This window comes from Tumebacillus permanentifrigoris (assembly GCF_003148565.1).
Taxonomy (GTDB): domain Bacteria; phylum Bacillota; class Bacilli; order Tumebacillales; family Tumebacillaceae; genus Tumebacillus; species Tumebacillus permanentifrigoris.
In genome coordinates this window covers 129,284-151,972 of record NZ_QGGL01000003.1, presented here as the reverse complement: position 1 = coordinate 151,972, position 22,689 = coordinate 129,284, and the positions used below count along the sequence as shown (strand labels likewise).

Below are 22,689 nucleotides of genomic sequence, written 5' to 3'. Positions count from 1 at the left end.
TGTCTAGTGCAAGATATCGTCCGCTTGTGGCGTGGTGAAGTCGAAGTAGATTTTCTTGGTTTCCTTCGGCGGGAGGATCTCCTGCGCTTCACTGAGGAAGTAGGGACGCAGGTCGTCCAACAGCTTCTGCGGAACCTCTGCCTTCATATAAGTACCGTTTTCCCGATGCTCCTCTTCGTGGATGCGGCCTTCACGGTGTACTTGCGCCATAATCGCCGCTTCACGGTACGGAACTTCAACCGTCACCAGCAGGTGGCGAACGCCCGCAAGTTCGTTCGCTTTTTCCATGAGCACGTCCAGCCCGTCACCCTTGGCAGCCGACACGCGCACTGTCGCCGTGGAAGTCGGGTCGTTGCCGATCCACTCCCCTGGCACGAGATCGATCTTGTTGAACACGGTGAGAATCGGTCGATCCAGCACTTTCAACTCTTGGAGCACATCATATACGGTCGCCATCTGCACGTCAAAGCCCGAATGGCTGGCATCGACCACGTGTACGATCAGATCGGCCTCCGCCGTCTCCTCCAGCGTCGAACGGAACGCGCGCACCAACGAGTGCGGCAGTTGCTGGATGAACCCGACCGTATCGGAGAAAATTGCCGTCTGCCCATCGGGCAACTGCACCTGCCGCGTCGTCGTGTCCAGCGTGTCGAACAGGCGGTTGCGGCCTTCTGCCACTTCGCGGTTGCCGCTGCCGTAACGCTCGACGATCGCTTTCATCAGCGTCGACTTGCCGGCGTTGGTGTAGCCCACGAAGGCGATCACCGGGATCTCCTGCTTTTTGCGGCGTTTCTTGTGCAACTCGCGGTGCTTGCGAACTTCATCCAACTGGCGAGTCAGCTCCAAGACGCGCCCCCGGATGTGACGGCGGTCGGTCTCCAGCTTGGTTTCCCCTGGTCCGCGTGTCCCGATCCCGCCACCCAGTCGCGACATGGACGAACCCTGTCCAGCGAGTCGGGGCATCAGGTAGTGCAACTGCGCGAGTTCGACCTGCAGCTTGCCTTCGCGGGTTTTGGCGCGCATTGCAAAAATATCCAAGATGATCTGCGTGCGGTCGAGCACCCGGCACGGCAGCGCATTTTCCAAATTCCGTACATGCTTAGGCGAGAGTTCCGAATCGAACACGACCAAGTCGATTTGCAGTTCCTCAATGATCGCTTTCAATTCGGCCAGCTTGCCTTTGCCTATGTAGGTTGCCGAATCGGGCAGGTCGCGGTTCTGCAACACTTCGGTGACCACGTCCGCTCCTGCGGTCTCGACGAGACCGTACAATTCGGTAAATGCCATCTTCCAGATCTCTTCATCATGGCGCGAGAGCTTCAGCCCGACGAGGACTGCGCGCTCCGGGCGCCCTTGGTTGTCATGAATTTCATGCATGTGCATCACCCCTCAACTTTCCTCCCTATTCTACCACATAGAGGCTGTAGGTATCATGAAGTGCAATACGGTGGTTTGATGAAAGCACTACCTGAAGTATTTTTCTGTTTGTGTAGTTGCTTGTAATCCGTTGCGCTACTCTGACGTTTGTTTTCCGATATGGGCATTGGTACGAGTAAGACCAAGTACGCAACCCATCATTCATCGTAGTACCGACTCACTTGCAAGGGTCGATAGTAGACATCTGAATAACCCTCACTTAAATTAATAAATCCCAGCCTGAATCATCGGTATACATTTACCGATAGTATATAAATTGTTATAATATGTTCGTATCTAGTAAATCCCTTCGGAGGTCTCAATTCAATGAAAAAACTTGTTGGAACTATCGCATTGACCCTCTTGATATCAATGGTAGGCACTTCGGCTTTTGCTACGGGTGCCACGAGTGGGGTTAGTGTACCGCACAAGGCCACAGCAACCGAGTTGGCCAATGCCCAAGCAAGTCTCATTCAAGCAATCCCGGCTTCTGACTATGAAGTAAGATTCCCGAACAAAAAAAGGTCAATCACTCCGACCTTGGTGTCGCCACTTTTTTCATATAGTGGTTTACGAAAAGGAAACTACATCGACACTATTGCGACTTATGGCGTTACCACTGATGGAGAACAAGTTGTTGTCAAAGTTGTTCAGTACCCAATGGATGGACTTGTAACTTCTCACGTAGTTACGAGTGGTTATCAACTTGTCGCTCAAGGACCGGGTACCACGACGGGTATCTACACACTAAAAGGCAACTACACAAGCAGTAACATTTCGTTTAGCTTCTACAACGTCCCCCACGGACAATATAAATTACGGATTTGGAATCTCACACAAGACACGGAAACTGGTGACATGGAAGGAAACGGATACGTCTACTACTACTAGAAAGCTGCTACGGCATCTCGTTAGAGACGCTTTTATTAATCTTCTCAAAAAATTCGTTTTATGTATAATTTTTTTTAATATTTTCAAAGGGAGAGGATAAGGTGAAATCTTCAAAAAAGAGATTTTTGATTCTTGTTTCCGCCATTATTATCGCAAGTGTCGGTACAGTTGCTGCTAATGCAACCAACGCATCTACTACCCTGCCTCGTCAAGCGACACCTGCTGAACTGGATTCTGCTAAAAAATCAATTCAGACGATTGGTACTGAGTTCGGTGAGTTTGAGCGAACCACCAAAGATATCTCAATACCCGCGGAACAAGTTGTATCGGACATAGACTCTATTAATCAAGACACGTTCAAGGTCGTGACCGAGTACGGCACTTTCATCAAAAAGTAAGCAAAAACCCCTAGAAAAGGGGTTTTTTGTCTAATTGGTTTCTGCAAAATAAAAGCCCAATCTATATTCGGTTGGGCCTAGTCTTACTCTAAAGTACTGCATTCCTCTCGTTGCCAGTCAAACAGTAAGCCCTTGATCTTTCGTACCCGTTTCTTTTCGGGGTTGACAATAACAATAGCTCATCCACAAAAATAAAAACAAACGTTTTCAATCATGATCAGGATGAAATATTTTCGGAAAGCAACGCGCAAATAAACTTTGGGAGAGCCACCACATAATCCTACCGGAGCATCGGTCGGCGATGGCGCTGAGAAGTGAAACGCATAACAGAGGTTGAAACAAGTGAACGCAACAAAACCTGATTAACGAGGTAAACCGGACAGCTATCGAGATCCCCTTAAAGACTTATATCACAAAGATCAAATTGCGCGCCTTAAAAGATCGTGAAGAGATAGGAAGTTGTTCGCGGATGTACTTGCGTTGGCGGTTGCTTATCGCAGAGTGAGTGATGCTGGCATGCCCTTTAAGAATTGGAGCGAACGGTACGATTCTTATTATCCCCGGAATAGCGTCACAAGTGCCTTTAGTAAGTTTCTTCGCACTATGTTCCAATCTCAACACCTTGCATTGTTAGAGACAGCACCGGACTACAAGTGGAGGATCACAACGGACGGGATTCGGTTCCGCTAATGCTACTCCAGAATTTCGGAGAATAAAAACCCCTTGACTACAGAGATGCGGTCAGTGGGTTTACAATTTACATGTGATTACTTCGCCGAAGTTATTTCAACTTGTATGACTTGTTGACACTTTTCGCAAAGAATTCTTCACCGCAATGTCCGCAAACAACTTCTTTTTCGTGTATTAGATTCGACCATCCGCACGAGGGACATTCAGAATAAAAAACGTATACGAACAACTCTGATCTGACCAATTTTATGCAAATAGCCTGAGCTGTAAGAGGAGTAATTCGAAGAAGATCCGCAACGTCATAGCAGTCAAATATTTGCTTGGAGTTGCCCAGTGTCCGGATGAGGTTTGTATGTTGGTCGTGAGACAACTGAACTTCTTTGTAGTAGCTCTCGAACGACATCGTCTATCTCCCCTTCCATCATCAGACCTTTTCGGATCTGAATTTCTCCTTCTAAAAACACTTCTAGATGAGCATACTCATCCCCTAGTTGTTTTATGTATGAAATTTGAACAAGTTGGTAGTCATGGTCTTCCAAGCACTCTACAATCAGGTGAGTCTCAGCTTCGGTGAAGGTACCATCATCGTCCGTGGGGTGAATTCGCTTGAATTTCGGTTGCTTCTTCTCAAATTTCGCGCCTGTGATCTTGTTCTCTTCCGGGGAGTTGAAGATTTGCGGATATTTATCCATCGTTGCTGACAGTTCCATTGACTTGATCAACTTTTCCTGTAAGGCCCAACCCAAAGGGAACTTCATTACATCATCAACTTCGCATTTCAGAAATTCGACTAATTTGTCCTTGTACTCCGGCATGACGCTGAGTCTCCAACTTGATTCTACGTCGCCTCTTCTGATTGAATCAAACAACATGTAACAGATCCTTGTTGCTAAGAAAATCTTTGAAGCCACAGAATAGTAATAATAATTCTCTGTATGATCGTCGTTTCGAGTTTTTCTCAGTTGAGCCCACCGAACCTCTAAGTAGCCATCTCTTCTTGTAAAACCAATTATGGATGGTGACTCGCCAACTTCTCGTAAAGTGAAATTGTTGTAAAAGTCTCCAAGACCAACATCATTAAACGCTTGCGGGAAATGCTCTCTGGCAAAGGCACTGATTTTCGATCGATCGATCTGGAATAGAGCCAATCGCTTGGCTGTTTTCCCTTCCATTGCATAGAAGAATTGTTGAACAACATCGCTCCCTAAAAGAAGGGCTTGTTTTAAACATAGATCCGATGCATCTTTGAGACTCATTCGTTTCATATCAGTCTCGCCAAGAAGATCTCGATAAAGATTTATTATCTTAGAACCTGATGACGCGTCGAATCGTTTTGATAATGCTTCATGACGGAGGCGGATTAAGTCCTGCCCTTGTACAAGGGTGCCAACACTCATGTAATTGTACCTCCAATTTGCAGTAACGAATGTAATTAACTATACCTTTGTATACTTCGTCTCGTTTTTATTAATTATCTCATAAATGTTCAGAATTGAACATAGGCTACTCCATTTCACTTGCGCGGCACAACGCATTCGATGAATACTTCCCTTGCACACATTTATGTTCCGTTGGATAACCAGAATTTTTAATTTAAAGACTCCAGTCCTTAGGCTGGGGTCTTTAAATGTTCTGGGGCCGCCGCTAATTTTTTCGTGATCTGTGCCTTGAACCCTCATGCTCTTGGTCGTCTCCCTTGCCGCTTATCTCGTGTCCGGTGGAGATAGTCATGTACTGCGCCACGCTTGCCCATGCTCGATCCCCAAGCCAATGAACGTGATCGCATACACGGTTGCCTCGTAGATATGTGGGAACCGCTCCACCGGGGTAATATCCGACGAGTAGGCGGTAGGTACCTTTTTGTACGGCTACTTGAACTTCAGGGCTGTTGTACCGTGCAGAGTGCCCACTTGTCATCACAGTTTGCGCATAGTCGGCGACCCTGTTTGAGATGCGGCAGGTTTGTCAGCACTACGGTGATGTATCGATTATCCAGTCGGGTGTACTTCTGAGGAATGCCGCCGAACAGCGCGACCATTGGGGCGGCGGCGAGTTGTTGCAGGTCGAGTTCGGTCATGAGGATCATCCTTTCTTGGCCGCCGCCAACGAGTTCCAGCGATTCAATCTGTCAGTTAAATGCACGCTTTGCCATTTTGAAAATCTCCCCGAGAGTTCACATCCAACAAATCTCCACCCTCAATTTCGGGCAACACAGCCGTGCTACCAGAACCAAGGAACGGGTCGAGTACTAACTCGCCACTTTTGCTGGACTTCTAGGTCAAGAACTCAAGCAATGCGGTCGGCTTCTCGAACGAATGAAGGAAGTACTTGTGGCTGATTTCTTTTTGATACGTAGCACATGGAATTCCTACGCTTGCCATCGATCTCGTTCAGAGTCCGTCGATGTTTGTGACAATATGAAGTGCGCATGAAAAAGGACGGCTCACCGCGCCGCCCTCCACTTGTCTGTGCTTATCTGTTCTGGCCTCGACGTTTCATAAACGTTGGAATCGCACCGACAATCGCTCCAATGATCGCGATCCAGATCAGTGCCATCACCGACAGTTGCAACACCTTCCATAGCACAACTGCTATGATGATCCCGATGATAATGCCCATACCCGCCACCTCCTCAAAGGTTGTGGTGTTAGCATTTCCAGTTCTAGACATCTCATGCAGCTGTCGAAAAACTGTACTTTCGGCTAGGTGTTACAAACTCTCACTTTAGATACAATCTAGATACGACCTTTATTTACCCTACACCTATTTATGTATTGGCAGAGACGCCACCCTTGTCTCTGCCCTTTTTTTGTATACTGGAGGAAAAGGGGGGAACGGAATGTTCGACGCACACTTGCATCTGGAGCAATATCCGGACGAGCAGATCGAAGGGTTGATTGAAAGCTGGCGGATCGGCGGCATTCAAGGCGTGGTCGCGGTGTCGACAGGTCTGCGCTCTGCCCATCGCACACTGGACTTGCAGCAGCGATTCCCCGACTTCGTGCGGGCGGCACTCGGCACCCATCCCGAACAGCCGGTGCCTCCTGAATCGGAGTTGGTCGAACTTCTACAGCTCATCGAGCTCGAAAAAAACCGACTCTCCGCCATCGGCGAGGTCGGTTTGCCACACTATGCGTTGGCCGAACTCGGCACGATGGCGTTGGACGACCACCTAGAACTGTTCGGGGTGTTTGCCAAGCTGGCGGCGAGACACCGCCTGCCGCTCGTCTTGCATGCTGTTCACGACAAGGTTCCGCTCGCCCTCGAAGTCCTGCAACGCCATCGGGTGGAGCGAGCGCATTTTCATTGGTTGAAAGCGGTCCCTGCCGATCTGCAACGCATCGTGGAGGCGGGCTACTATGTCTCGGTCACGCCAGATGTCTGCCACCGTGAGCGCGATCAACAACTCGCAAGGCATGTGCCGCTCAGCCAACTCTTGTTCGAAACAGACGGCCCATGGCCACACGTTGGGCCGCTTTTTGCCGGACGCCCGACTTCCCCGCTGTTCTTGCACGAGATGGTGGGCCGTGTGGCGCAGTTGAAGGGAGTTTCACAGGATGCGTTGGCGCAACAGGTGCGGGCGAATGTGGATGCCTGCTATGCTCCCCCATCACCGAACGGTGATCGAACTCGGATCGACTAGCCAGTTGCGGGCGCGTTCGACTTCGCCGCCCATGCGACCGGTCAAGATCAGACCGTACATGCGGAAGTCGGCACGCAACGACCATAGCGGGTAGGTAAACGTCGCCGGTCGGTTGTGTTCGATGAAAAAGTGACTGATCCACGCGGGAGCATAGCCGAGCACCGGCAGCAACAACAGCCACCACCACGCCTGTTGCCACAACACCCAAAACGGCAGAAGCAACACCCCCGTCGTCCCGAGCGCGTGCAGGAAGCGGGTGCTGCGTTTCAGATGCTCGCTGACGTAATACACCCAGAACTCTTCGTAGGTCCGGTACATGCGCCTACCCCCTCGTCAGTTTGTGCATCGCTTCCACGATCGGCGGCCATGCTTCCGAAGCCGGATCGATCACTTTAAAGTGTTCGACGCCCGCCAACTCGACCAACTCGACGCGATCGCCCGCCGCCTGAGCTTTGGGCAGATAGGCTGTGCTCAGGGCAAGCGGAACGTCGACATCCTCTGTGCCATGCACGAGAATTTGTGGGACGCCCAATGGCAAAAGCAGTGCTGGGGACGTTTGTGCATAGCGATCTGGCACTTGCTCCGGCGTTCCGTTGAGGAACGCCACGACCGGACTGTTCACTTGGCGAACTTCCCACATGTGGTGCATGTCGGTGACACCCGCCAAACTGACGACACCCTTCAAGGCAAGCGGTTGAGCCACATACAACTCGCTGTCGACGGGAAGCTGGTGACGCCCCGCCAGCCAGAGCGCGAGATGTCCGCCAGCCGAATGTCCGATCGCGACCACGTTGGCGAGATTCAGCGGGTACTGATCCGCCAGTTGGCGCAGATGATCCGCCGCGGCTCCTACGTCCATCAGCGTGCCAGGGTATGCACCGCCTTCATGCCCGTTGCGACGGTACTCGATGTTCCAAGTCGCCCAACCGCGCGAGGTAAAGTCCTCCGCCATCTTGTCCATCAGATCCAGTCCGTACTGCGCGTACCAAAAGCCGCCGTGGATGATCAACGCGACCGGATGCGGACCTGCTCCTTCCGGCAAGCGCAACTCCCCGAAATGCCATTCGTTCTCTCCATAGGTACTGCGGATGACAGGGGTGTTTTCTCCCATGAATCCCAACTCCTTTTGCCTCACGTCAAGTGGTTTTTCCTCACTTCAATTGATTCCAGTATAGCTTTTCCTCCCTGTGAATTCTATATTTTCCGACGGGTCATATCTTTAGAAAACCTTCATATCGATGTCACCGATATGTTACATATCGATTGTAAAATAATTGTCGGAAGCAGTCACTTTTCCACTTGCTAATTTTTCTAATGTTTTGTATTATTCAGATAAGAGTACGACTTTCCACTTCAGGAGGAGAAATTAGATGCTTACACATGACGATGTTCAACAAATTCTGCATCTCGTAGACCAATTGATCGCCTCTGAGACGGAAACAGAAGTCAACGCTTGTTTTGAAAAAGCCTTGCACGTGATGAGCGAGCGCGGGCTGGTTGTGGAATTTTAAATCGAACTTAGATACCAAGACCGCCTGCGAGGGCGGTCTTTTTTTTGCAGTGGTGCTGTTCAACGCGCTGAATTGTAGTACACTTCATTTATTTGCATGCAATCGTATGACAGGAGCGTGTTCTGGATGAGAGAAGGTTATGTAGAGGTGACGGGAGGCAAGGTCTGGTATCAGGTCATCGGGGAAGGTAGCGATCTTCCGCTGCTGTTGTTGCATGGAGGACCTGGTTCCACCGGCTTTGGATTTGAGAACTTAGAACCTTTGACGGATGAACGACAGATCGTCATCTACGATCAACTGGGATGCGGTTACTCAGACCGCCCTGATGACGTTTCGTTGTGGCAACTCGACCGGTTTGTCGAGGAATTGGAGCAGGTCCGCCATGCACTTGGCTTGAAGGAATTCCACCTCTTGGGACATTCCTGGGGTACGATGCTCGCCGCTTCCTATCTTCAGACTCGCCCGCAGGGCGTGCGAAGCGTGATTTTCTCAAGTCCCTGCCTGAGTGCTTTGCTGTGGGCAAAGGATCAAGCCGAACATTTGCGAGAATTCCCACAAGAAATGCAAGAGACGGTTGCACGCTGTGAGGCGGAAGGAACGACCGATTCCGAGGAGTACCAAGCGGCCATCATCCAGTACTACAAGCGTCACCTCTGCCGAATCGACTCGCCGCCAAGACCTGAGGATCGACAGACGAATTCTGTCGTGTACAACACCATGTGGGGTCCGTCCGAGTTTTGCGCAACTGGCAATTTGAAATCGTATGATGTGACTTCAACGCTGCACGAGATTGAGATTCCGACGCTGTTCCTGTGCGGCCGCTATGATGAAACCAAGCCGGAAACGCTCGCCTATTACCAAAGTCTTGTCCCTGGATCGAAACTACACGTATTTGAACATAGCGCACACAAGGCGTATCTCGAGGAAACCGACGAGTACGTTCGCGTTGTTCGGGAGTTTTTGCGAACCGTGTAAAACGGAAAGCAGGGTCACAGGAGCCGCCATCACGCCCTCAACTCAGCCACGTTGGTAGGTAAGCCGCCCACTTCTGGGCGGCTTTTTATATAGTTCGATGTCGGACGGGGCGTAGTCCGCTCGCTTATGGTATGTTGCGCTTGCCAATCCGCTACTTCAAAGGGAGTGGGCTACAAAAATACAGCAACACCCACCAGCATTTCGGACTGGTGGGTGTTGGGCAACTTCGATTATTCGATGACCGAAAACCGCTTGTCAACTTTGGCGGTCTTGCCGCTCAGGTTGTTCTCGTGTCCGTCGACTTTTTGACAAGTCTCCCGAATCACTTTATCGATGGTTTCTTCATTCGGATAGGTATCGAGCGGTACGACTCCGATCACAGCGTTTTTCTCATTGTAGATTTCGAGGTAAAACTTAGATTTTACTGCCATTCCCAATCACTCCTTCTGAAAGTTCCAGCATCCAATGACTCTGGGCGCCTTGTTGTCCGTCCCCAGTGTAACACTTCGCAGGACGAAAAGACAAAAAATACCTGATGAAGCCAACTCCCCCTTTCCTATTAATTGAATATTCAAAGAGTTTAATAAAAAACAGAGACAAAGTTCCTTACTTAAATACAAATAGAAAACACAGAAGAAAAAATTAATAATACCCTTAACAAACCGCCCCCATATGTGTTATGATGTTATCAAGAAGTATTTCCCATCCTCGATAATGGCAAACCTGTACGAAAGTCAGGGACGCAAAGCCGTGGGCCTAAAGCGTAGATTCCTTATGCGATGGTTGCCAGGTTACCGAAAGGAGACCCATTATGGATATGAGCTTTTTCCGCGGCGTCATGTACGGGTTCATCCCCGCTGCTGTGATTTGGTTTATGATTGCCTATACGCTGGTACTCGTTGTTAGCAACTAACACCTGCGCGAATCCTCCCGCCTCCCTCCTATGGGGAGGCGGTTTCATGTGTGTACTCGCATAAAAAGACCGGATACGCCCGCGCGTATCCGGTCCTTTTTGCTACTTCTGGGTCGGCAGGTAGACATCGACGGTCGTCCCGACGTTCAACTGACTCTGCACGATCATCTTGCCCCGGTGCTCGTTGATGATCTTGTAGGAGATCATCAACCCGAGCCCAGTCCCTTTTTCCTTGGTCGTATAGAACGGCTCGCCAAGTTTCGGGATGCGTTCTGCTGGAATGCCCAACCCTTCGTCGACGACACGCACGCGCACCTCGTCCTGTAGGGCGATGTGCTCCACGTAGAGATGGATGATCCCACCCTCCGGCATCGCTTCGATCGAGTTTTTTAAAATGTTAATGAAAACCTGCTTCAGTTGGTTCTCCTCACACTCGATCAAGGGGATGTCCGGAGAAGCGAGCAAGACGATCTGGATATTGTTCAAGATCGCCTGCGTCTCGACCAAAGCCGTGATGTTCTGCAGGAGTGTGACGATGCTTTTCTCCTGAAAATTCACCGCTTGCGGCTTGGCGAGCACGAGGAATTCGTTGATGATCGACTCGATGCGGTCGAGTTCGGACAGCATGATCGTGAAGTACTCCGGCTTGGCCCCTTGCGTGTCACGGATCAACTGCACAAAGCCCTTGATCGACGTGAGCGGGTTGCGAATCTCATGCGCCACCCCGGCGGCGAGTTGCCCGACGACGGAGAGCTTGTCCGACTTGCGCAACAGCTCCTCCGTTCGGCGGCTCTCGGTGATATCCTTGCCGGTCGAGTAGATCCCGACCGTCTCCCCTCCGACCATGATCGGGAAGTGGCGCACCCCGAGTTCGAACACCTCTCCGTCCTTGCGCTGGATGTGCATCTCGTAGCTCTGGTAGTGCCCGTCCACCGCTTGCTTGAAGTGGCGAAGCGCTTTCGGGCGGTCGCTTTTTACCACGAGATCGACGAGGGGGCGGCCTTGTACCTCGCCGGTCTTGTAGCCTAACACCTGCTCCGCCGCTGGGTTGATCGAGAGAAAATCACCGGCCAAGTTGATCGAGAACAGCGCCGATGGGTTGTGTTCGTACAGCGAGCGGAGTTCTTCCATGTAGACCTGCATGTCCTTGGACATCGAATTTACACGTTTCGCCAACTGTCCGAGCTCGTCGTCGGTACGCAAATCGATGCGGCCATCAAAATTGCCACGCGCCATCTCGTTGACTTTGTGCAGGATTTTCTGCACCGGTCGCACCATGTATCCGGCAACGACATAGCTGAGCACGAACACGAGCGCCAACGAGATCAGCGAGATCAGTGCGTTGCGGTACAGCTGCTGGATTAATACCTTTTGAATCGCTGCATAGTCGGTGACGAGACCGATCACATAGGGGTACTTGGCGTTCGGGATGCTGATGTACGTTTTGATCACGCGCTTGCCGTGTACATCGGTCTGGTAGGACACGATGTCATTTTTGGCATGCGCCTCGTGAACGTTGGTCACGTCTTGTGCATCTTCGTAGGTGTAAGCGCCGAAAAAGACCGGGCGGTTCTGGCGCTGCACATACTCGGCGCCGTTGATTTTGGTGATCATCGGGTCCTTGCCAAACGCATTCGGGTTAAAACCGGTGATTTCCAACAGGACGTCATTGTCTTTTAAGGTGCGATCCACGATCGACTGGGCACCGGTCAAGTCTTCATACTTGTAAATGTAGGAATCCCGGACGTAGGGGTCGATGATGTAATTGGTCGTGCCATCATAATAATAGCCCCATTTGTCGACATGCGTCGGGTCGGAGGACGCGACATCAATCGGTCCCGTCCAATAGTTGGGCAGGGTCTGCCCCTCCTGAACCGTGACAGGCTGCCGAGCGAAGAGTTGCTTCATCGCGTCGAGATAGAGGCCCCAGTCCTTGGTGGTCAGATTGATCTCCTTCGGATCGGATGACTTCCACCCGATGATCTCCTCACCCACTTGTTTAAAAAGCGTGATGTGCGAGATGCCGAGCGTGCGGCTCACTTCCACCAACTGTTCATTTGTCACTTTATCGATATCCGGATCGAGCACCGCCTGCGCCGCGATCGACGCCAAGCGCAACTTTTCACCGATCATTTCTTCTACATACGCCGACCCCTGTTCGGAATGCTCGATCGCCACTCCGATCTCGCGAGCAATCGCCTCCATCTGTTGTTGCTGGTCATTGATCAGCAGTTCGCGCGTCGTGTAGTAATACAGCGCATTGTTTGCGATCAAAACGGAAGAGACGATGATGGAGAAGATGATGGCCAATTTGCGTTTGATGGACAACGTTACTACCCCTTTCCACAACAAGCCTCGACGTGAATTCGACATCTCCCAAGGCACATCCTGTTTAGGGGCAAAATATGTTTCCCTCATTAAACTAACGTCCCACCACTAACATGAAAAAACCGATGCCGGGAGCATCGGTTTTTTTCAACTTCGGGACCTGACTTGCGCCGAGATGACGCGGTTGCGCCCGAGACGTTTTGCCGAGTACAGCGCATCGTCCGCCTGTTGGTACACTTCGTATTGCGTCTGAGCTGTCTCTGAATAGGTGGCAACGCCGATCGAGACCGAGATGCGGATCGTGCCGCCCGCAGGCAACCGGAACAGATGCTTCTCCACCATCCGGCGCACGCGTTCCGCCACCTCGCAGGCTTGTTCATGCGAACAGTCCGGCAACAACATCGTAAATTCCTCGCCCCCATTGCGCGACACCACATCAAACGACCGACAAGCACGGGCCAGCACATGGCCCAAGTCCCGCAGCACCTGATCTCCTCCAGGATGTCCGTAGGTATCGTTGATTTGTTTGAAGTGGTCGATATCGAGCAACAGCAAGGACAATTGCTCCTCACGCACCTGTGCCTGGTTCATCATCTCATTAAATACTTCGTCAAACTTGCGAACGTTGTTCAAGCCGGTGAGAAAGTCCTTCGTCGAATACTCCTCCAACTGGAAATACAACGCCCTAACGCGTAAGACATAGAGCGTCAAGTACGTGGTGAGCGCTCCCATCAACAAACCAAATATCCAATAAAAGACATACAACCTGCGCAAAATTGCCCAATCGCGAACCAGCAAATACAAGGTCACAGAGACCACACTCAAGCCGTACACGTTCATGATCGTGAATTTCCGCCAACTGCTCCACGAACGCTGTGTCAACCAGACACACCCGAGCCCGATCAGCAACATCGTCGACGCCGCCAATTCGGACGAAGGGGAGAGCCCGCCGAACAGCAAGATTCGCGCGATTGCCAGTACGACTGCCGTGGTCATCGCCGCCCCTGGACCTGCGAAAATCGCCGCCAACACGACCGCCAGATGACGCATATCCAAAATCGTCGTCGCCGTCACCCGCACCGAAAATTGCATCAGCACGATGCCCATCCCGCCAGCAACCAGTCCAAACAACACCTGATTGCGCCAACGATGCTGTTCGATAACGCGCTTTTGCAACACCAAACTGCCTGTAAAAATAAACGTGACCAGTATGCATGAGTTGACAAAAAGGTCGCGTAACATGGTTTTTCTCCTGTTCTGTCCTGAAATTCGAGAGTCTACTAAGTTTCCCCCATGCGCTACCTTTCCATCCCTCCCCCTCTTCATTCATGAGCATCCATGAGATTTCGTTTGAAAAAGAGAGATTACTCACGCAAGAAAAAAAAATCACCCAAGTGTAACGCTTCTCAATTTTGAGTGTCTTATGTTATGCTACGACTCATTGGGCACAGAAATATATAGCACTGTATGATTAGGGGGATTTACGCACATGAAAACGAAAAAATGGCTTGGTATCGGCCTCGCAGTCACCATGCTCTCCAGCGTGGCACTCGCAGGTTGCGGCAACTCCACAGACTCCGCGTCTGGTGATAGCAAAGGCAACGACGAGCAGGTAATCAACCTGGCTCTCTCTGATGAAGTTCCAACTCTTGATGTTTCGAAAGCGACCGATAACCTCGCCTTCCGTATGCTCGGCCAAGTCAACGAAGGCCTGACCCGCCTCGACAAAGACGGCAAAGCAGCACCGGGCGTAGCGAAGGACTGGAAAGTCTCGGCAGACGGCCTGACCTACACCTTCAACCTGCGCGACGATGCCAAATGGTCTGACGGTTCTGCCGTCACCGCCAAAGACTTCGAATACTCTTGGAAGCGCACCCTCGATCCGAAAACCGCGTCCCAGTACGCCTTCATGGTTGGTTGGGTCAAAGGCGGCAACGCATTCAACTCCGGCAAAGGCTCCGTCGATGAAGTCGGCGTAAAAGCCAAGGATGACAAAACCCTTGAAGTAACCTTGGACAAACCGGTTCCGTTCTTCGCAGAACAGATGTCCTTCCCGCTCTTCTTCCCGCAGAAGAAGGAATATGTAGAAGCACAAGGCACCAAGTACGGCGCAGATGCAGACAAAGTTCTGTCCAACGGCCCGTTCAAAATGACCGAGTGGGTGCATGAGCAATCCGCAACCCTCGTGAAAAACGACAACTACTGGGACAAAGCGAACGTCAAGCTGGAGAAGGTCAACTACCAAGTCGTAAAAGACTCCGGCGCGCTCGAAAACCTGTACCAAGCAGGCCAGCTCGACCGAATCGGCCTCGTTCGTGACCAAGTAGACCGTTACAAAGGCACCCCGGAATATGTGGTCATCCCGGAACTCACCAACGGCTACATCCAGTACAACGAAAAAGTGAAAGCTCTCACCTCCCCGAAGGTCCGCAAAGCGCTGACCTACGCGATCGATGGTGATCAATATGCAGACATCGTCTACCACAACGGGACTGCTGGTGCGACTGGCTTCGTTCCGACCGGCACCTCCAACGGCAACGGCGGCGACTTCCGCAAAGACAATGGCGATCTGCTGAAGCGCAAAGAAAACACTGCAAAAGCTAAAGATCTGCTCGCAGAAGGTCTGAAAGAAGTCGGCCTGACCGAACTGCCGAAAATCAAGTTGCTGTCTGACGATGGCGACGTTTCCAAAAAAGCGTCCGAGTTCCTCAAGGAACAATGGCGCCAAAACCTCGGCGTCGATATCGAAGTCGAAAACGTACCGTTCAAACTCCGCCTGCAACGCACCACCGCTCGCGACTACGATATGGTTGTCTCCCTGTGGGGCGCTGACTACAACGATCCGATGACCTTCCTCGACATGTGGATCACCGATGGCGACTTCAACGAAAACGGCTACTCCAACTCCAAGTACGATGAGCTGATCTCCTCCGCTCAAAAAGAAGCGGATTCCAAGAAGCGCATGCAATACCTGTATGATGCAGAGAAGCTCCTGATGGAAGACATGCCGGTTGGCCCGATCTTCTTCCGCGCTTCCTCCGGCGTTTCCCGCCCTTACGTCAAAGGCTGGCAGACCAGCATGTCCGCACCGGACTACGACCTCAAAGGCGTGTACATCGAAGGCAAGAGCAACAAATAAGCAATGCAAGCAAAAAACCTCCGTCATTTGACGGAGGTTTTTTTATGACCAGCGCTTGCCCTGTGCCTTCATGGTTTCGACTTTTTTGGCAACGTCTTGGCGGAAGTTGTCCATCGTCTTGCCAAATTCCTTGAAGTAATCGTCCGGGTCGGTGTGGTCCGTCCCGCCAAACGTCGTGGCGATCTCATGGTGCGATCGGATCACCTGCAGCGGATCACGCCCGAGATCGAGGCACCACTTCGCGGTGTACGTGGTGGCAATCTCCCACTCCTTGGCAAAGTCGGCTGCTGTCTTGACGTGGCAGAGTTCCATGTTGAATGTGAAGTTGTTCGCCGGCTTGCCCACCGTCCAGGAAATTTCGTCGGTCGGCAGCGTCAGCAAAACCTCCGTCCAGTCGATGAAGACATGCGCATTGGCATCGGCATCCTGCGTGTTAAAATAGTTCAACTGCCCGCGTGCCGTGCTCTTGGAGACAGTCTCGTGTACGACAAAGTAACCCGTCTCCAAGCGCTTGGCATAGGAGCGGTTTTCTTTTTTGGTGATCAAGGACGTGTTGATCGGGTGCGGGAACGCGATGTATTGGTATTGCGGATCAGGTTGAGTCGGTTGCGGAGTGCCTGGCGTCGCTGGATTCGGGCTCGGGTTGGTCTTCGTAGTGATCAAGACACGTTGGAGGGCCTCATCCCACCCAACCGTCACACCGAGCGATTCCCCGATAAAGCGGATCGGCACCATCGTGCGATCCTCGATCAACAGCGGTTCGCTGTCCAGTGTGACCGCTCGTCCATCGCGGTAGGCAATCGGCGAATTGAGGGTCAGTTTGACAGTCGAGGAGCCCCGCGTTGCAGTGACCGTGTCTGTGGCTCCGTCCCATGAGACCTTGGCCCCGAGCGACTCGAAGATGCCGCGCATCGGAACGAGCGTGCGGCTTTTGTACATCACGGGGGCTACTCCGTAATTCTGGATCTTGCCGTCAATCACTACAGCGATCGGACCCGCTGCAAGTGCATCGGCGCTCACTCCAAAAAGAGCGAAAAGTGCGAATATACTAGTTGCGAATTTTTTCAATGCTGTCGCCTCCGCCTACAGTTCATTCTCCCACATGAGCACAATCTACATAGTTCGGCCCTATTTGACAAAATCCTCCCTTGTAATCAAAAAAAAATCTCCCTTTAATGAGAGAGATTTATGCAAAAATGGATAGGTTAAAAGTGAAACCCTCCGCCTAGCGCCTAACGAGTACCCTCCCCGCGTTCAAATCCCTGTTCGACACAGCGGGGCTACTTCAAAGGCACCGTAAACTGTGCTTCCGGCACCCAACGCTTCCTATTAAAATCACGCCCCCGGACGAGCACGCGATCTGGATGGACCTCCACATACAACCCCTCACTGCTCTCAGGCGTCACAGCCATGCCGCCGCCCGAATCCACCTCAATCTCCCCGGATGAGTTGACCATCGTAAATCCATCGCGCACCATCGTGCGCGGCAGGTTCAACTGCCAGTGCGTATGCCCGCTGAACAGGAACACTTGCGGATAGGCGGCGAGGATTGATTTGAGCTGCTCATGCTGCACGACCGCACGGTTCGCGCCCTCCACCCACGATCCCGACACCGTGTTGGGCAACGGCTGGTGCAGGAACACGAAAATCGGCTGCCCGGACTTCGCCTGCTCCGCCAGCTTCTGCTTCAACCATGTCAACTGTTGCGTTGACAGCCACGCGTCATCCCCGATGCTCAGATCGGACTGCCGTGACTTCTCCGATCCGAGGAACAGGAAGTGGTAGCCCTTGATCCACCGATCGTAGTAGACCTTTTGCTCCCCAGACAGTTTCAAAAAGCGCTGGATCGCCGCCTGCTCTGTCTCGCCATTGGGGAACGTATTCGGACTGTAGCGGCCGTTTTTATCAAACCACGCATTGTAGAATTCGTGATTCCCGATGTTGTACAGCATCGTCGCCGGGTGGGGATTGGCATCGACCAACGCCCGTAACGTATCGTAATCACTCTGCTTGCCGTTGCCGAGGTCTCCGTTCATCACCAGCGCATCAGCCGCCGGGTCGACCTCGTACAAGTCCTTCAGGGTCGCACGGAGTTTGTCCTGCGAGCGCTTATCGGAGGCTTGTACATGCACATCGCTCAACACAGGGAACCGCAGTGTGCGGTCATCGGCCGCCGTGCGGATTTCCACCGTGTTCGTGGGCGGCACGAACCCGACGGACGCTTGCAAGGATTCTCCGACGAATCGCACCGGCACGTAGGTGCGATCGTTTTTGACATACGCGGGAACTGGCAACTGAAACGGCTTGTCATTGACATACGCCGTCCGCGAGTTCCAGACGATGCGGATGTGCTTGTCCCCTTTTTGAATGGTAAAAAAGTTGGTGCCGGAGAGCGCCACTTGGGCGCCCATCGATTCGGCAATGGCACGGATCGGCACCATCGTGCGGTCATTGACGATCTCCGGTTGTGCATCGAATTGCACCCGCTGTCCGTTCAAGACAACCTGCAGCGGCAACTCGGCATGGGCTGGTTCTACAGGCGCGAACCAACAGAACGCGCCCGTAAGCACCAAGGATAGAGCCAACCTTTTCATCTCTCCAGCTCCTCTCCGTTTTGATATGTAGTTCGAATATAACATACTATTCGGCAAAAATTTCCCTTTTTCGACCGTACCGCTAGTATTTTCGTAGGAGAAAAAGCTATGTGTCCAGATTACACCCGCTTTTTACGTGGCCGCCAACGCACGATCCAGCCCTCGCGCACTTCCTCTGGTCCCTCGATTTCGTTGCCCAGTGCCAGCAGGATGCGCGTATATTGTTTCGCATGATTCAGCTTTAGTTTTTCGACGGTGCGAGATGACATTGTCGAAAAACGGTCTAGGGCAAGCGTAGACCCGCGTAATGTAGATCATCCACAAGCTTCAGGAGGTGCACTCATCATGTCCCTTGTTTTAATGGAAGACCTGAAACGCACGTCGACACGACGCACCACGGTCATCGCCTCGATTCGGATCTTCCGCCCAGTGTTGAAGATCGCTCGCTTCACGTACCGCAGTTCTCGCTTCCTCATCGCCAAGACCGTCTGGGTGTTCGTCGGCACGCGTCCGGTGTTCAAGCAAGAGCAAGAGCAGCATCACCAACCCCCAGAGGTGGTGCAAGAAGCCATGAAGGTGTAAAAAAGACCCGGAGCCGCGCGTTGGCGGTCCCGGGTCTTTTGCTGATCTACTCGCGTCCGTACATGCGGTAGAAGGCGTCGTATTTGTTCTCTTGCCCGTCTTGCTCCTGTGCAGGAGCGGAGCCAGGGCGTTGTTGCGATTGTTGTTGTGCGGATGATGGTTGGCGCGATTGCTGTTGACCTTGACGCTGGCGACTGCCAGGCATCCGGTTGCGGTATTGTTCGCGGTGTACGTTCAGCTCTTGGAGCGTGCGGATGTTGACCTTCTGCCATTCGAACAGAATACGGTCGATATATTTGAAGTTGAACTTCCCGGACAGGACAGCCTCGCGCAAGGCTTCGCGAATCAGTTCCTCGCGGTATCGGTCCTCATCCATCCACTTGATGATCATCTCACATTCGAGCGGAGACAGCGGGCGTCCGAATTCTTGCTCGAACACGGTGAAGGGATTTTGTTCCTTTTTCTCCAGCAGGTCGAGGCTGGCGAGTGGTTTTTTCTGCTTGGGTTCGTGGAATTCGATCAGCTTGCGGTACAGTGGGTGCAAGTCGATCTGGTCTTCGCCGATCTCCAAGAATCCCATGCGCTGCAAAGTCCCAAGCACCGACATCAGCATGTCCTCATGCACCGACATCCGTTGCCCGATCTGCGCTGGCGTCGGAAACTCAACGCCTTCTTGGCGGAACTGGAACAAGTGCATCACGAGCATCATCTCTTCGTCCGACAACCCCAGTTGCTTGTACGACTGCAACAACAGGCTTGGCACGGTTAAAAAACCGGATGTCAGGAGAACCGTCAACACATCGTCTTGTCTCTGAATCATCCGTGTAGCCCCCTTTGTAACTTGATAACTGACTTAGTATACCCTATCAAGTACCTTGGGTGCTAGTAGATTCTCTACACGTATCGTAGCGCAGATTTGAGGGGATGATGCAGAGTCAAAACTACGTTGGATACCCTTGGTTTTTCGCACATCGAGACCATCCGGCGACGGGTGGCTTAATCCGTGTCATGTGTATCAAGAAGAACTACCTCGATTGGTTCCATAAGAAAGATGACGCGATCAGCTACGCGAAACAGTGGGCTAACTCGAAAGTCACTGATGGATTGACGAACGAGATCGTGTGGAAATTCCAATAGAATTGATGGTCGCCCTGAAAAGGGCGACTTTTCATTTCCAGTTGATAAGAACACGCGTTCCGCATACAATATGAGAACAAACATTCTCATAGGAGTTGATCGGGATGAACAGAGTAAAAAAGTTGTGGGAAGGCCATCGGATGATCATACCGGAACATCGGGCGCGCATGCTGGATCAGGAGGCGCACCAAGCGCGGTCCGTGGAGAGGCCGGTGCTGGACGAGGACGCGTTGGAGGAGATGCAGCGCACGGTACAGGAGGCGATGTCGCGGGGATCGATGCTGACCTTGCAGGTGTACCAGGATACGCGGGTCAACGAGATCACGATGGTGCCGAAGTGGTTGCACGTGGATCTATTGAAGGGGTATGGCGTCGACGGTGCGCTGCGGGCAGTGGAGTTGGGGGATATTGTGGGGATTTGTTAAGGCTTGGTGGCAGCCCATCCAATCAAAAAAGTAAGCCACGGTCCAAATACTATCTGGATCGTGGCGTTCTTTTTCAAGTTACCAAATTTACTCCTCTGAAACTTGCAGATTCCCAAACCTAGCCCCTGCTCTCCTCCGCCTTGACCCAACAGGACTGAAACCTGCGACCAACCGGTTATGAGCCGGCCGTTCAATTTACCATGGAATCTACCAATTCATGTGTACATTTCGTGTCGAGTAACCCGTACGGCTTCGTGTCGTATTCCTTCACATTTTTTGTGGACTGCACTCTCGTCATCGACATACACCTCGATTTTCAAGTATCGACGGTACATCCTGATCGCGATGTGGGAGGGTGATGAGCTTACCTACCTCGAAGATCCAAACTATTACCAAAAGTATTTAAAACGTTGGACTCAAGAGATCGCCGCACTAGGACCTCCGCGTCGATAAGCTGCGATTTTTGAGGTGAACAGAAGTAAGGCTATACAGTTGCCTTTCTTCAGGCGCTTGCAAACAGAACGAACCCGCCACTGGGGAGAGTGGCGGGTTCAGGGTGAGGTTTTTCTCTTTGTAGAATCATTCTAACAGACAACAATCAGTCAAAATGTGACAGGGATTACACCTTTTCGTCATTTTTTGTTATTTGAATGCGCGAAACTTGTAAAAAAAGCACGGATCGCGTCAAGCGCGTCCGTGCTTTTTCTCCATTACGGGTAGAGTCTGTACAGCAAACGCGGCATCATGATCGTCTCGCGAACGTGGTCGATGCCACAGATCCACGCGATCGTACGCTCGAGGCCGATCCCGAAGCCGGAGTGCGGCACAGTGCCGTACTGGCGGAGGTCGAGGTACCAGTTGTAAGACTCGCCCAACTCGTGCTCCTCATAGCGGGACTTCAACAGATCGTAGTCATGGATACGCTGCGAGCCGCCGATGATCTCCCCATAGCCTTCCGGTGCCAGCAGGTCAGCACCCAATACCACAGTCGGATCATCCGGGTCCGGTTGCATGTAGAACGCCTTGATATCTGCCGGCCACTTCTCAACGAAGACCGGGAGATCAAAGTGGTTGGTCAATTCCGTCTCATGCGGCGCACCGAAGTCTTCGCCATACGGGAAGTCGTGGCCTTTGTCCTGCAGGATCTGAACCGCTTCCTTGTAGGTGATGACCGGGAACTTCTCGTTGACCACTTTCCACAGTTGCTCGGTGTCGCGCTCCAAGGTCTTGAGTTCCTGCGGGCAGTGTTCCAGCACCCAACGGATGATGTGCTTGACGAACGCTTCCTGAATCTGCATGTTCTCCGCATGCGTGACATACGCCATCTCCGGCTCGATCATCCAGAACTCGATCATGTGCTTGCGGGTTTTGGACTTCTCGGCACGGAAGGTCGGGCCGAAGCTGTAGACTTTGCCCAGTGCCAGTGCAGCCGCTTCCATATAGAGCTGACCCGATTGCGACAGGTAGGCCGGTTCGCCGTTCACGTACTCGATCTCGAACAGGTTGGTCGTGCCTTCTGCCGAGGACGGGGTCAGGATCGGCGGGTCGATTTGCGTAAAGCCGCTGTTGTCGAGGTAGTCGCGCATCCCGCGGATGATCTCAGCGCGAATCTTCAAGATCGCACGTTGGCGCGGGGAACGAATCCACAGGTGGCGGTTGTCCATCAGGAAATCTACGCCATGCTCCTTCGGTGTAATCGGGTAGTCGAGGGTCACGGCAACCACTTCCACGCCGGTGACGTTCAACTCATATCCGCTCGCTGCACGCTCCTCGGCACGGACAGTACCCGTGACGCGAATCGAGGTTTCCTGAGTGAGACCCTTCGCGGTGGCGAACAGTTCCTCCGGCACATCTTGCTTGGCGATGACGCCTTGGATAAAACCAGTGCCGTCACGCAGATTCAGGAAGCCAATCTTGCCGCTGAAGCGCTTATTCCAAAGCCAGCCTTCGATCAGAACTTCCTGATCAACGTACTGGCCGATCGTTGCAATGGTGGCTTTCGTCGTCACGTTCATTATCCCCTTCGTTCATTTCTATGTAATACCGT

At 52.1% G+C, this 22,689-nt stretch carries 21 protein-coding genes, 1 tRNA gene and 1 riboswitch; of the genes, 8 read left to right on the top strand and 14 right to left on the bottom strand.

The window, feature by feature from the left end:
- Nucleotides 1-3 precede the first annotated feature (3 nt).
- Entirely contained in the window at nucleotides 4-1,377 is a 1,374-nt protein-coding gene (gene hflX, locus C7459_RS04620; protein WP_109687079.1) for a GTPase HflX, read from the bottom strand.
- 366 nt (nucleotides 1,378-1,743) lie between these two features.
- On the opposite strand from hflX, the gene C7459_RS04615 reads away from it, so the two are divergent.
- Nucleotides 1,744-2,307 carry a hypothetical protein gene (locus C7459_RS04615; protein WP_109686826.1) on the top strand — a complete coding sequence of 188 codons (564 nt, stop codon included), beginning with the start codon at nucleotides 1,744-1,746 and terminating at the stop codon, nucleotides 2,305-2,307.
- Nucleotides 2,308-2,408: 101 nt separating this feature from the next.
- Nucleotides 2,409-2,705 carry a hypothetical protein gene (locus tag C7459_RS04610; protein ID WP_109686825.1) on the top strand — a complete coding sequence of 99 codons (297 nt, stop codon included), beginning with the start codon at nucleotides 2,409-2,411 and terminating at the stop codon, nucleotides 2,703-2,705.
- Nucleotides 2,706-3,703: 998 nt separating this feature from the next.
- Here C7459_RS04610 and C7459_RS04600 read toward each other — a convergent pair.
- From C7459_RS04600 to C7459_RS23145, 3 genes are all read right to left on the bottom strand, one after another.
- Complete coding sequence (locus C7459_RS04600) at nucleotides 3,704-4,792, bottom strand: hypothetical protein (RefSeq protein ID WP_109686821.1); 1,089 nt, start codon at nucleotides 4,790-4,792, stop codon at nucleotides 3,704-3,706.
- A gap of 482 nt (nucleotides 4,793-5,274) precedes the next feature.
- The gene (locus C7459_RS04590) at nucleotides 5,275-5,472 is read right to left on the bottom strand and encodes a hypothetical protein (protein ID WP_109686817.1); all 198 of its coding nucleotides are present in this window, start codon (nucleotides 5,470-5,472) and stop codon (nucleotides 5,275-5,277) included.
- A gap of 395 nt (nucleotides 5,473-5,867) precedes the next feature.
- Nucleotides 5,868-6,014, bottom strand: a complete 147-nt coding sequence (locus tag C7459_RS23145; protein WP_170119266.1) for a hypothetical protein — start codon at nucleotides 6,012-6,014, stop codon at nucleotides 5,868-5,870.
- Nucleotides 6,015-6,234: 220 nt separating this feature from the next.
- Between C7459_RS23145 and C7459_RS04580 the strand changes: the two genes are divergently transcribed.
- The gene (locus tag C7459_RS04580; RefSeq protein ID WP_109686813.1) at nucleotides 6,235-7,038 is read left to right on the top strand and encodes a TatD family hydrolase; all 804 of its coding nucleotides are present in this window, start codon (nucleotides 6,235-6,237) and stop codon (nucleotides 7,036-7,038) included.
- Here the strand turns inward: C7459_RS04580 and C7459_RS04575 are convergent.
- Together C7459_RS04575 and C7459_RS04570 are read right to left on the bottom strand one after the other, a co-directional pair.
- Entirely contained in the window at nucleotides 7,006-7,356 is a 351-nt protein-coding gene (locus C7459_RS04575) for an Mpo1-like protein (RefSeq protein WP_109686811.1), read from the bottom strand. The genes C7459_RS04580 and C7459_RS04575 overlap by 33 nt on opposite strands.
- Before the next feature lie 4 nt (nucleotides 7,357-7,360).
- A complete protein-coding gene (locus C7459_RS04570) occupies nucleotides 7,361-8,149 on the bottom strand; it encodes an alpha/beta hydrolase family protein (protein WP_109686809.1) in 789 nt (262 codons plus the stop codon).
- Nucleotides 8,150-8,408: 259 nt separating this feature from the next.
- Here C7459_RS04570 and C7459_RS23140 point away from each other — a divergent pair, with 259 nt between their 5' ends.
- Entirely contained in the window at nucleotides 8,409-8,549 is a 141-nt protein-coding gene (locus tag C7459_RS23140; RefSeq protein WP_170119265.1) for a hypothetical protein, read from the top strand.
- A 126-nt stretch (nucleotides 8,550-8,675) separates the two neighbouring features.
- Nucleotides 8,676-9,524, top strand: a complete 849-nt coding sequence (locus C7459_RS04565; RefSeq protein ID WP_109686807.1) for a proline iminopeptidase-family hydrolase — start codon at nucleotides 8,676-8,678, stop codon at nucleotides 9,522-9,524.
- Nucleotides 9,525-9,754: 230 nt separating this feature from the next.
- Here C7459_RS04565 and C7459_RS04560 read toward each other — a convergent pair whose 3' ends face one another.
- The 3 genes from C7459_RS04560 to C7459_RS04550 all read right to left on the bottom strand — a co-directional run bounded on the left by C7459_RS04560 (nucleotide 9,755) and on the right by C7459_RS04550 (nucleotide 14,007).
- Nucleotides 9,755-9,955, bottom strand: a complete 201-nt coding sequence (locus tag C7459_RS04560; RefSeq protein ID WP_109686805.1) for a hypothetical protein — start codon at nucleotides 9,953-9,955, stop codon at nucleotides 9,755-9,757.
- 275 nt (nucleotides 9,956-10,230) lie between these two features.
- A riboswitch (cyclic di-GMP riboswitch) is annotated at nucleotides 10,231-10,323 on the top strand.
- A 216-nt stretch (nucleotides 10,324-10,539) separates the two neighbouring features.
- Nucleotides 10,540-12,765, bottom strand: coding sequence for an ATP-binding protein (locus C7459_RS04555; RefSeq protein WP_170119264.1), 2,226 nt, complete (start codon nucleotides 12,763-12,765; stop codon nucleotides 10,540-10,542).
- 147 nt (nucleotides 12,766-12,912) lie between these two features.
- Nucleotides 12,913-14,007, bottom strand: a complete 1,095-nt coding sequence (locus C7459_RS04550; RefSeq protein WP_170119263.1) for a GGDEF domain-containing protein — start codon at nucleotides 14,005-14,007, stop codon at nucleotides 12,913-12,915.
- Nucleotides 14,008-14,254: 247 nt separating this feature from the next.
- Between C7459_RS04550 and C7459_RS04545 the strand changes: the two genes are divergently transcribed.
- Nucleotides 14,255-15,904 (top strand): peptide ABC transporter substrate-binding protein, encoded by a 1,650-nt coding sequence (locus tag C7459_RS04545; RefSeq protein WP_109686799.1) that lies wholly within the window; start codon nucleotides 14,255-14,257, stop codon nucleotides 15,902-15,904.
- Between the two features lie 42 nt (nucleotides 15,905-15,946).
- Here the strand turns inward: C7459_RS04545 and C7459_RS04540 are convergent, their stop codons facing one another.
- On the bottom strand, nucleotides 15,947-16,885 hold the full coding sequence (locus C7459_RS04540; protein WP_425450717.1) for a stalk domain-containing protein: 939 nt from the start codon (nucleotides 16,883-16,885) through the stop codon (nucleotides 15,947-15,949).
- A gap of 299 nt (nucleotides 16,886-17,184) precedes the next feature.
- On the bottom strand, nucleotides 17,185-18,498 hold the full coding sequence (locus tag C7459_RS04535) for a stalk domain-containing protein (RefSeq protein WP_170119261.1): 1,314 nt from the start codon (nucleotides 18,496-18,498) through the stop codon (nucleotides 17,185-17,187).
- A gap of 345 nt (nucleotides 18,499-18,843) precedes the next feature.
- On the opposite strand from C7459_RS04535, the gene C7459_RS04530 reads away from it, so the two are divergent.
- Nucleotides 18,844-19,080, top strand: a complete 237-nt coding sequence (locus C7459_RS04530) for a hypothetical protein (RefSeq protein WP_146200945.1) — start codon at nucleotides 18,844-18,846, stop codon at nucleotides 19,078-19,080.
- 46 nt (nucleotides 19,081-19,126) lie between these two features.
- Here the strand turns inward: C7459_RS04530 and C7459_RS04525 are convergent, their stop codons facing one another.
- A complete protein-coding gene (locus C7459_RS04525; RefSeq protein WP_109686791.1) occupies nucleotides 19,127-19,900 on the bottom strand; it encodes a DnaD domain-containing protein in 774 nt (257 codons plus the stop codon).
- A gap of 421 nt (nucleotides 19,901-20,321) precedes the next feature.
- Between C7459_RS04525 and C7459_RS04515 the strand changes: the two genes are divergently transcribed.
- The gene (locus tag C7459_RS04515) at nucleotides 20,322-20,642 is read left to right on the top strand and encodes a YolD-like family protein (RefSeq protein ID WP_109686787.1); all 321 of its coding nucleotides are present in this window, start codon (nucleotides 20,322-20,324) and stop codon (nucleotides 20,640-20,642) included.
- Nucleotides 20,643-20,782: 140 nt separating this feature from the next.
- On the opposite strand, the gene C7459_RS23135 is transcribed toward C7459_RS04515, so the two are convergent.
- Nucleotides 20,783-20,855, bottom strand: a tRNA-Met gene (locus C7459_RS23135).
- A 497-nt stretch (nucleotides 20,856-21,352) separates the two neighbouring features.
- Entirely contained in the window at nucleotides 21,353-22,651 is a 1,299-nt protein-coding gene (gene asnS, locus C7459_RS04510; protein ID WP_425450716.1) for an asparagine--tRNA ligase, read from the bottom strand.
- Between the last annotated feature and the right edge of the window lie 38 nt (nucleotides 22,652-22,689).

Coding starts and splice junctions, on each gene's coding strand:
- hflX (WP_109687079.1), bottom strand. CDS start 1,377: ATGCATGAAATTCATGACAACCAAGGGCGCCCGGAGCGCGCAGTCCTC.
- C7459_RS04615 (WP_109686826.1), top strand. CDS start 1,744: ATGAAAAAACTTGTTGGAACTATCGCATTGACCCTCTTGATATCAATG.
- C7459_RS04600 (WP_109686821.1), bottom strand. CDS start 4,792: ATGAGTGTTGGCACCCTTGTACAAGGGCAGGACTTAATCCGCCTCCGT.
- C7459_RS04590 (WP_109686817.1), bottom strand. CDS start 5,472: ATGACCGAACTCGACCTGCAACAACTCGCCGCCGCCCCAATGGTCGCG.
- C7459_RS23145 (WP_170119266.1), bottom strand. CDS start 6,014: ATGGGCATTATCATCGGGATCATCATAGCAGTTGTGCTATGGAAGGTG.
- C7459_RS04580 (WP_109686813.1), top strand. CDS start 6,235: ATGTTCGACGCACACTTGCATCTGGAGCAATATCCGGACGAGCAGATC.
- C7459_RS04575 (WP_109686811.1), bottom strand. CDS start 7,356: ATGTACCGGACCTACGAAGAGTTCTGGGTGTATTACGTCAGCGAGCAT.
- C7459_RS04570 (WP_109686809.1), bottom strand. CDS start 8,149: ATGGGAGAAAACACCCCTGTCATCCGCAGTACCTATGGAGAGAACGAA.
- C7459_RS23140 (WP_170119265.1), top strand. CDS start 8,409: ATGCTTACACATGACGATGTTCAACAAATTCTGCATCTCGTAGACCAA.
- C7459_RS04565 (WP_109686807.1), top strand. CDS start 8,676: ATGAGAGAAGGTTATGTAGAGGTGACGGGAGGCAAGGTCTGGTATCAG.
- C7459_RS04560 (WP_109686805.1), bottom strand. CDS start 9,955: ATGGCAGTAAAATCTAAGTTTTACCTCGAAATCTACAATGAGAAAAAC.
- C7459_RS04550 (WP_170119263.1), bottom strand. CDS start 14,007: ATGTTACGCGACCTTTTTGTCAACTCATGCATACTGGTCACGTTTATT.
- C7459_RS04545 (WP_109686799.1), top strand. CDS start 14,255: ATGAAAACGAAAAAATGGCTTGGTATCGGCCTCGCAGTCACCATGCTC.
- C7459_RS04535 (WP_170119261.1), bottom strand. CDS start 18,498: ATGAAAAGGTTGGCTCTATCCTTGGTGCTTACGGGCGCGTTCTGTTGG.
- C7459_RS04530 (WP_146200945.1), top strand. CDS start 18,844: ATGTCCCTTGTTTTAATGGAAGACCTGAAACGCACGTCGACACGACGC.
- C7459_RS04525 (WP_109686791.1), bottom strand. CDS start 19,900: ATGATTCAGAGACAAGACGATGTGTTGACGGTTCTCCTGACATCCGGT.
- C7459_RS04515 (WP_109686787.1), top strand. CDS start 20,322: ATGAACAGAGTAAAAAAGTTGTGGGAAGGCCATCGGATGATCATACCG.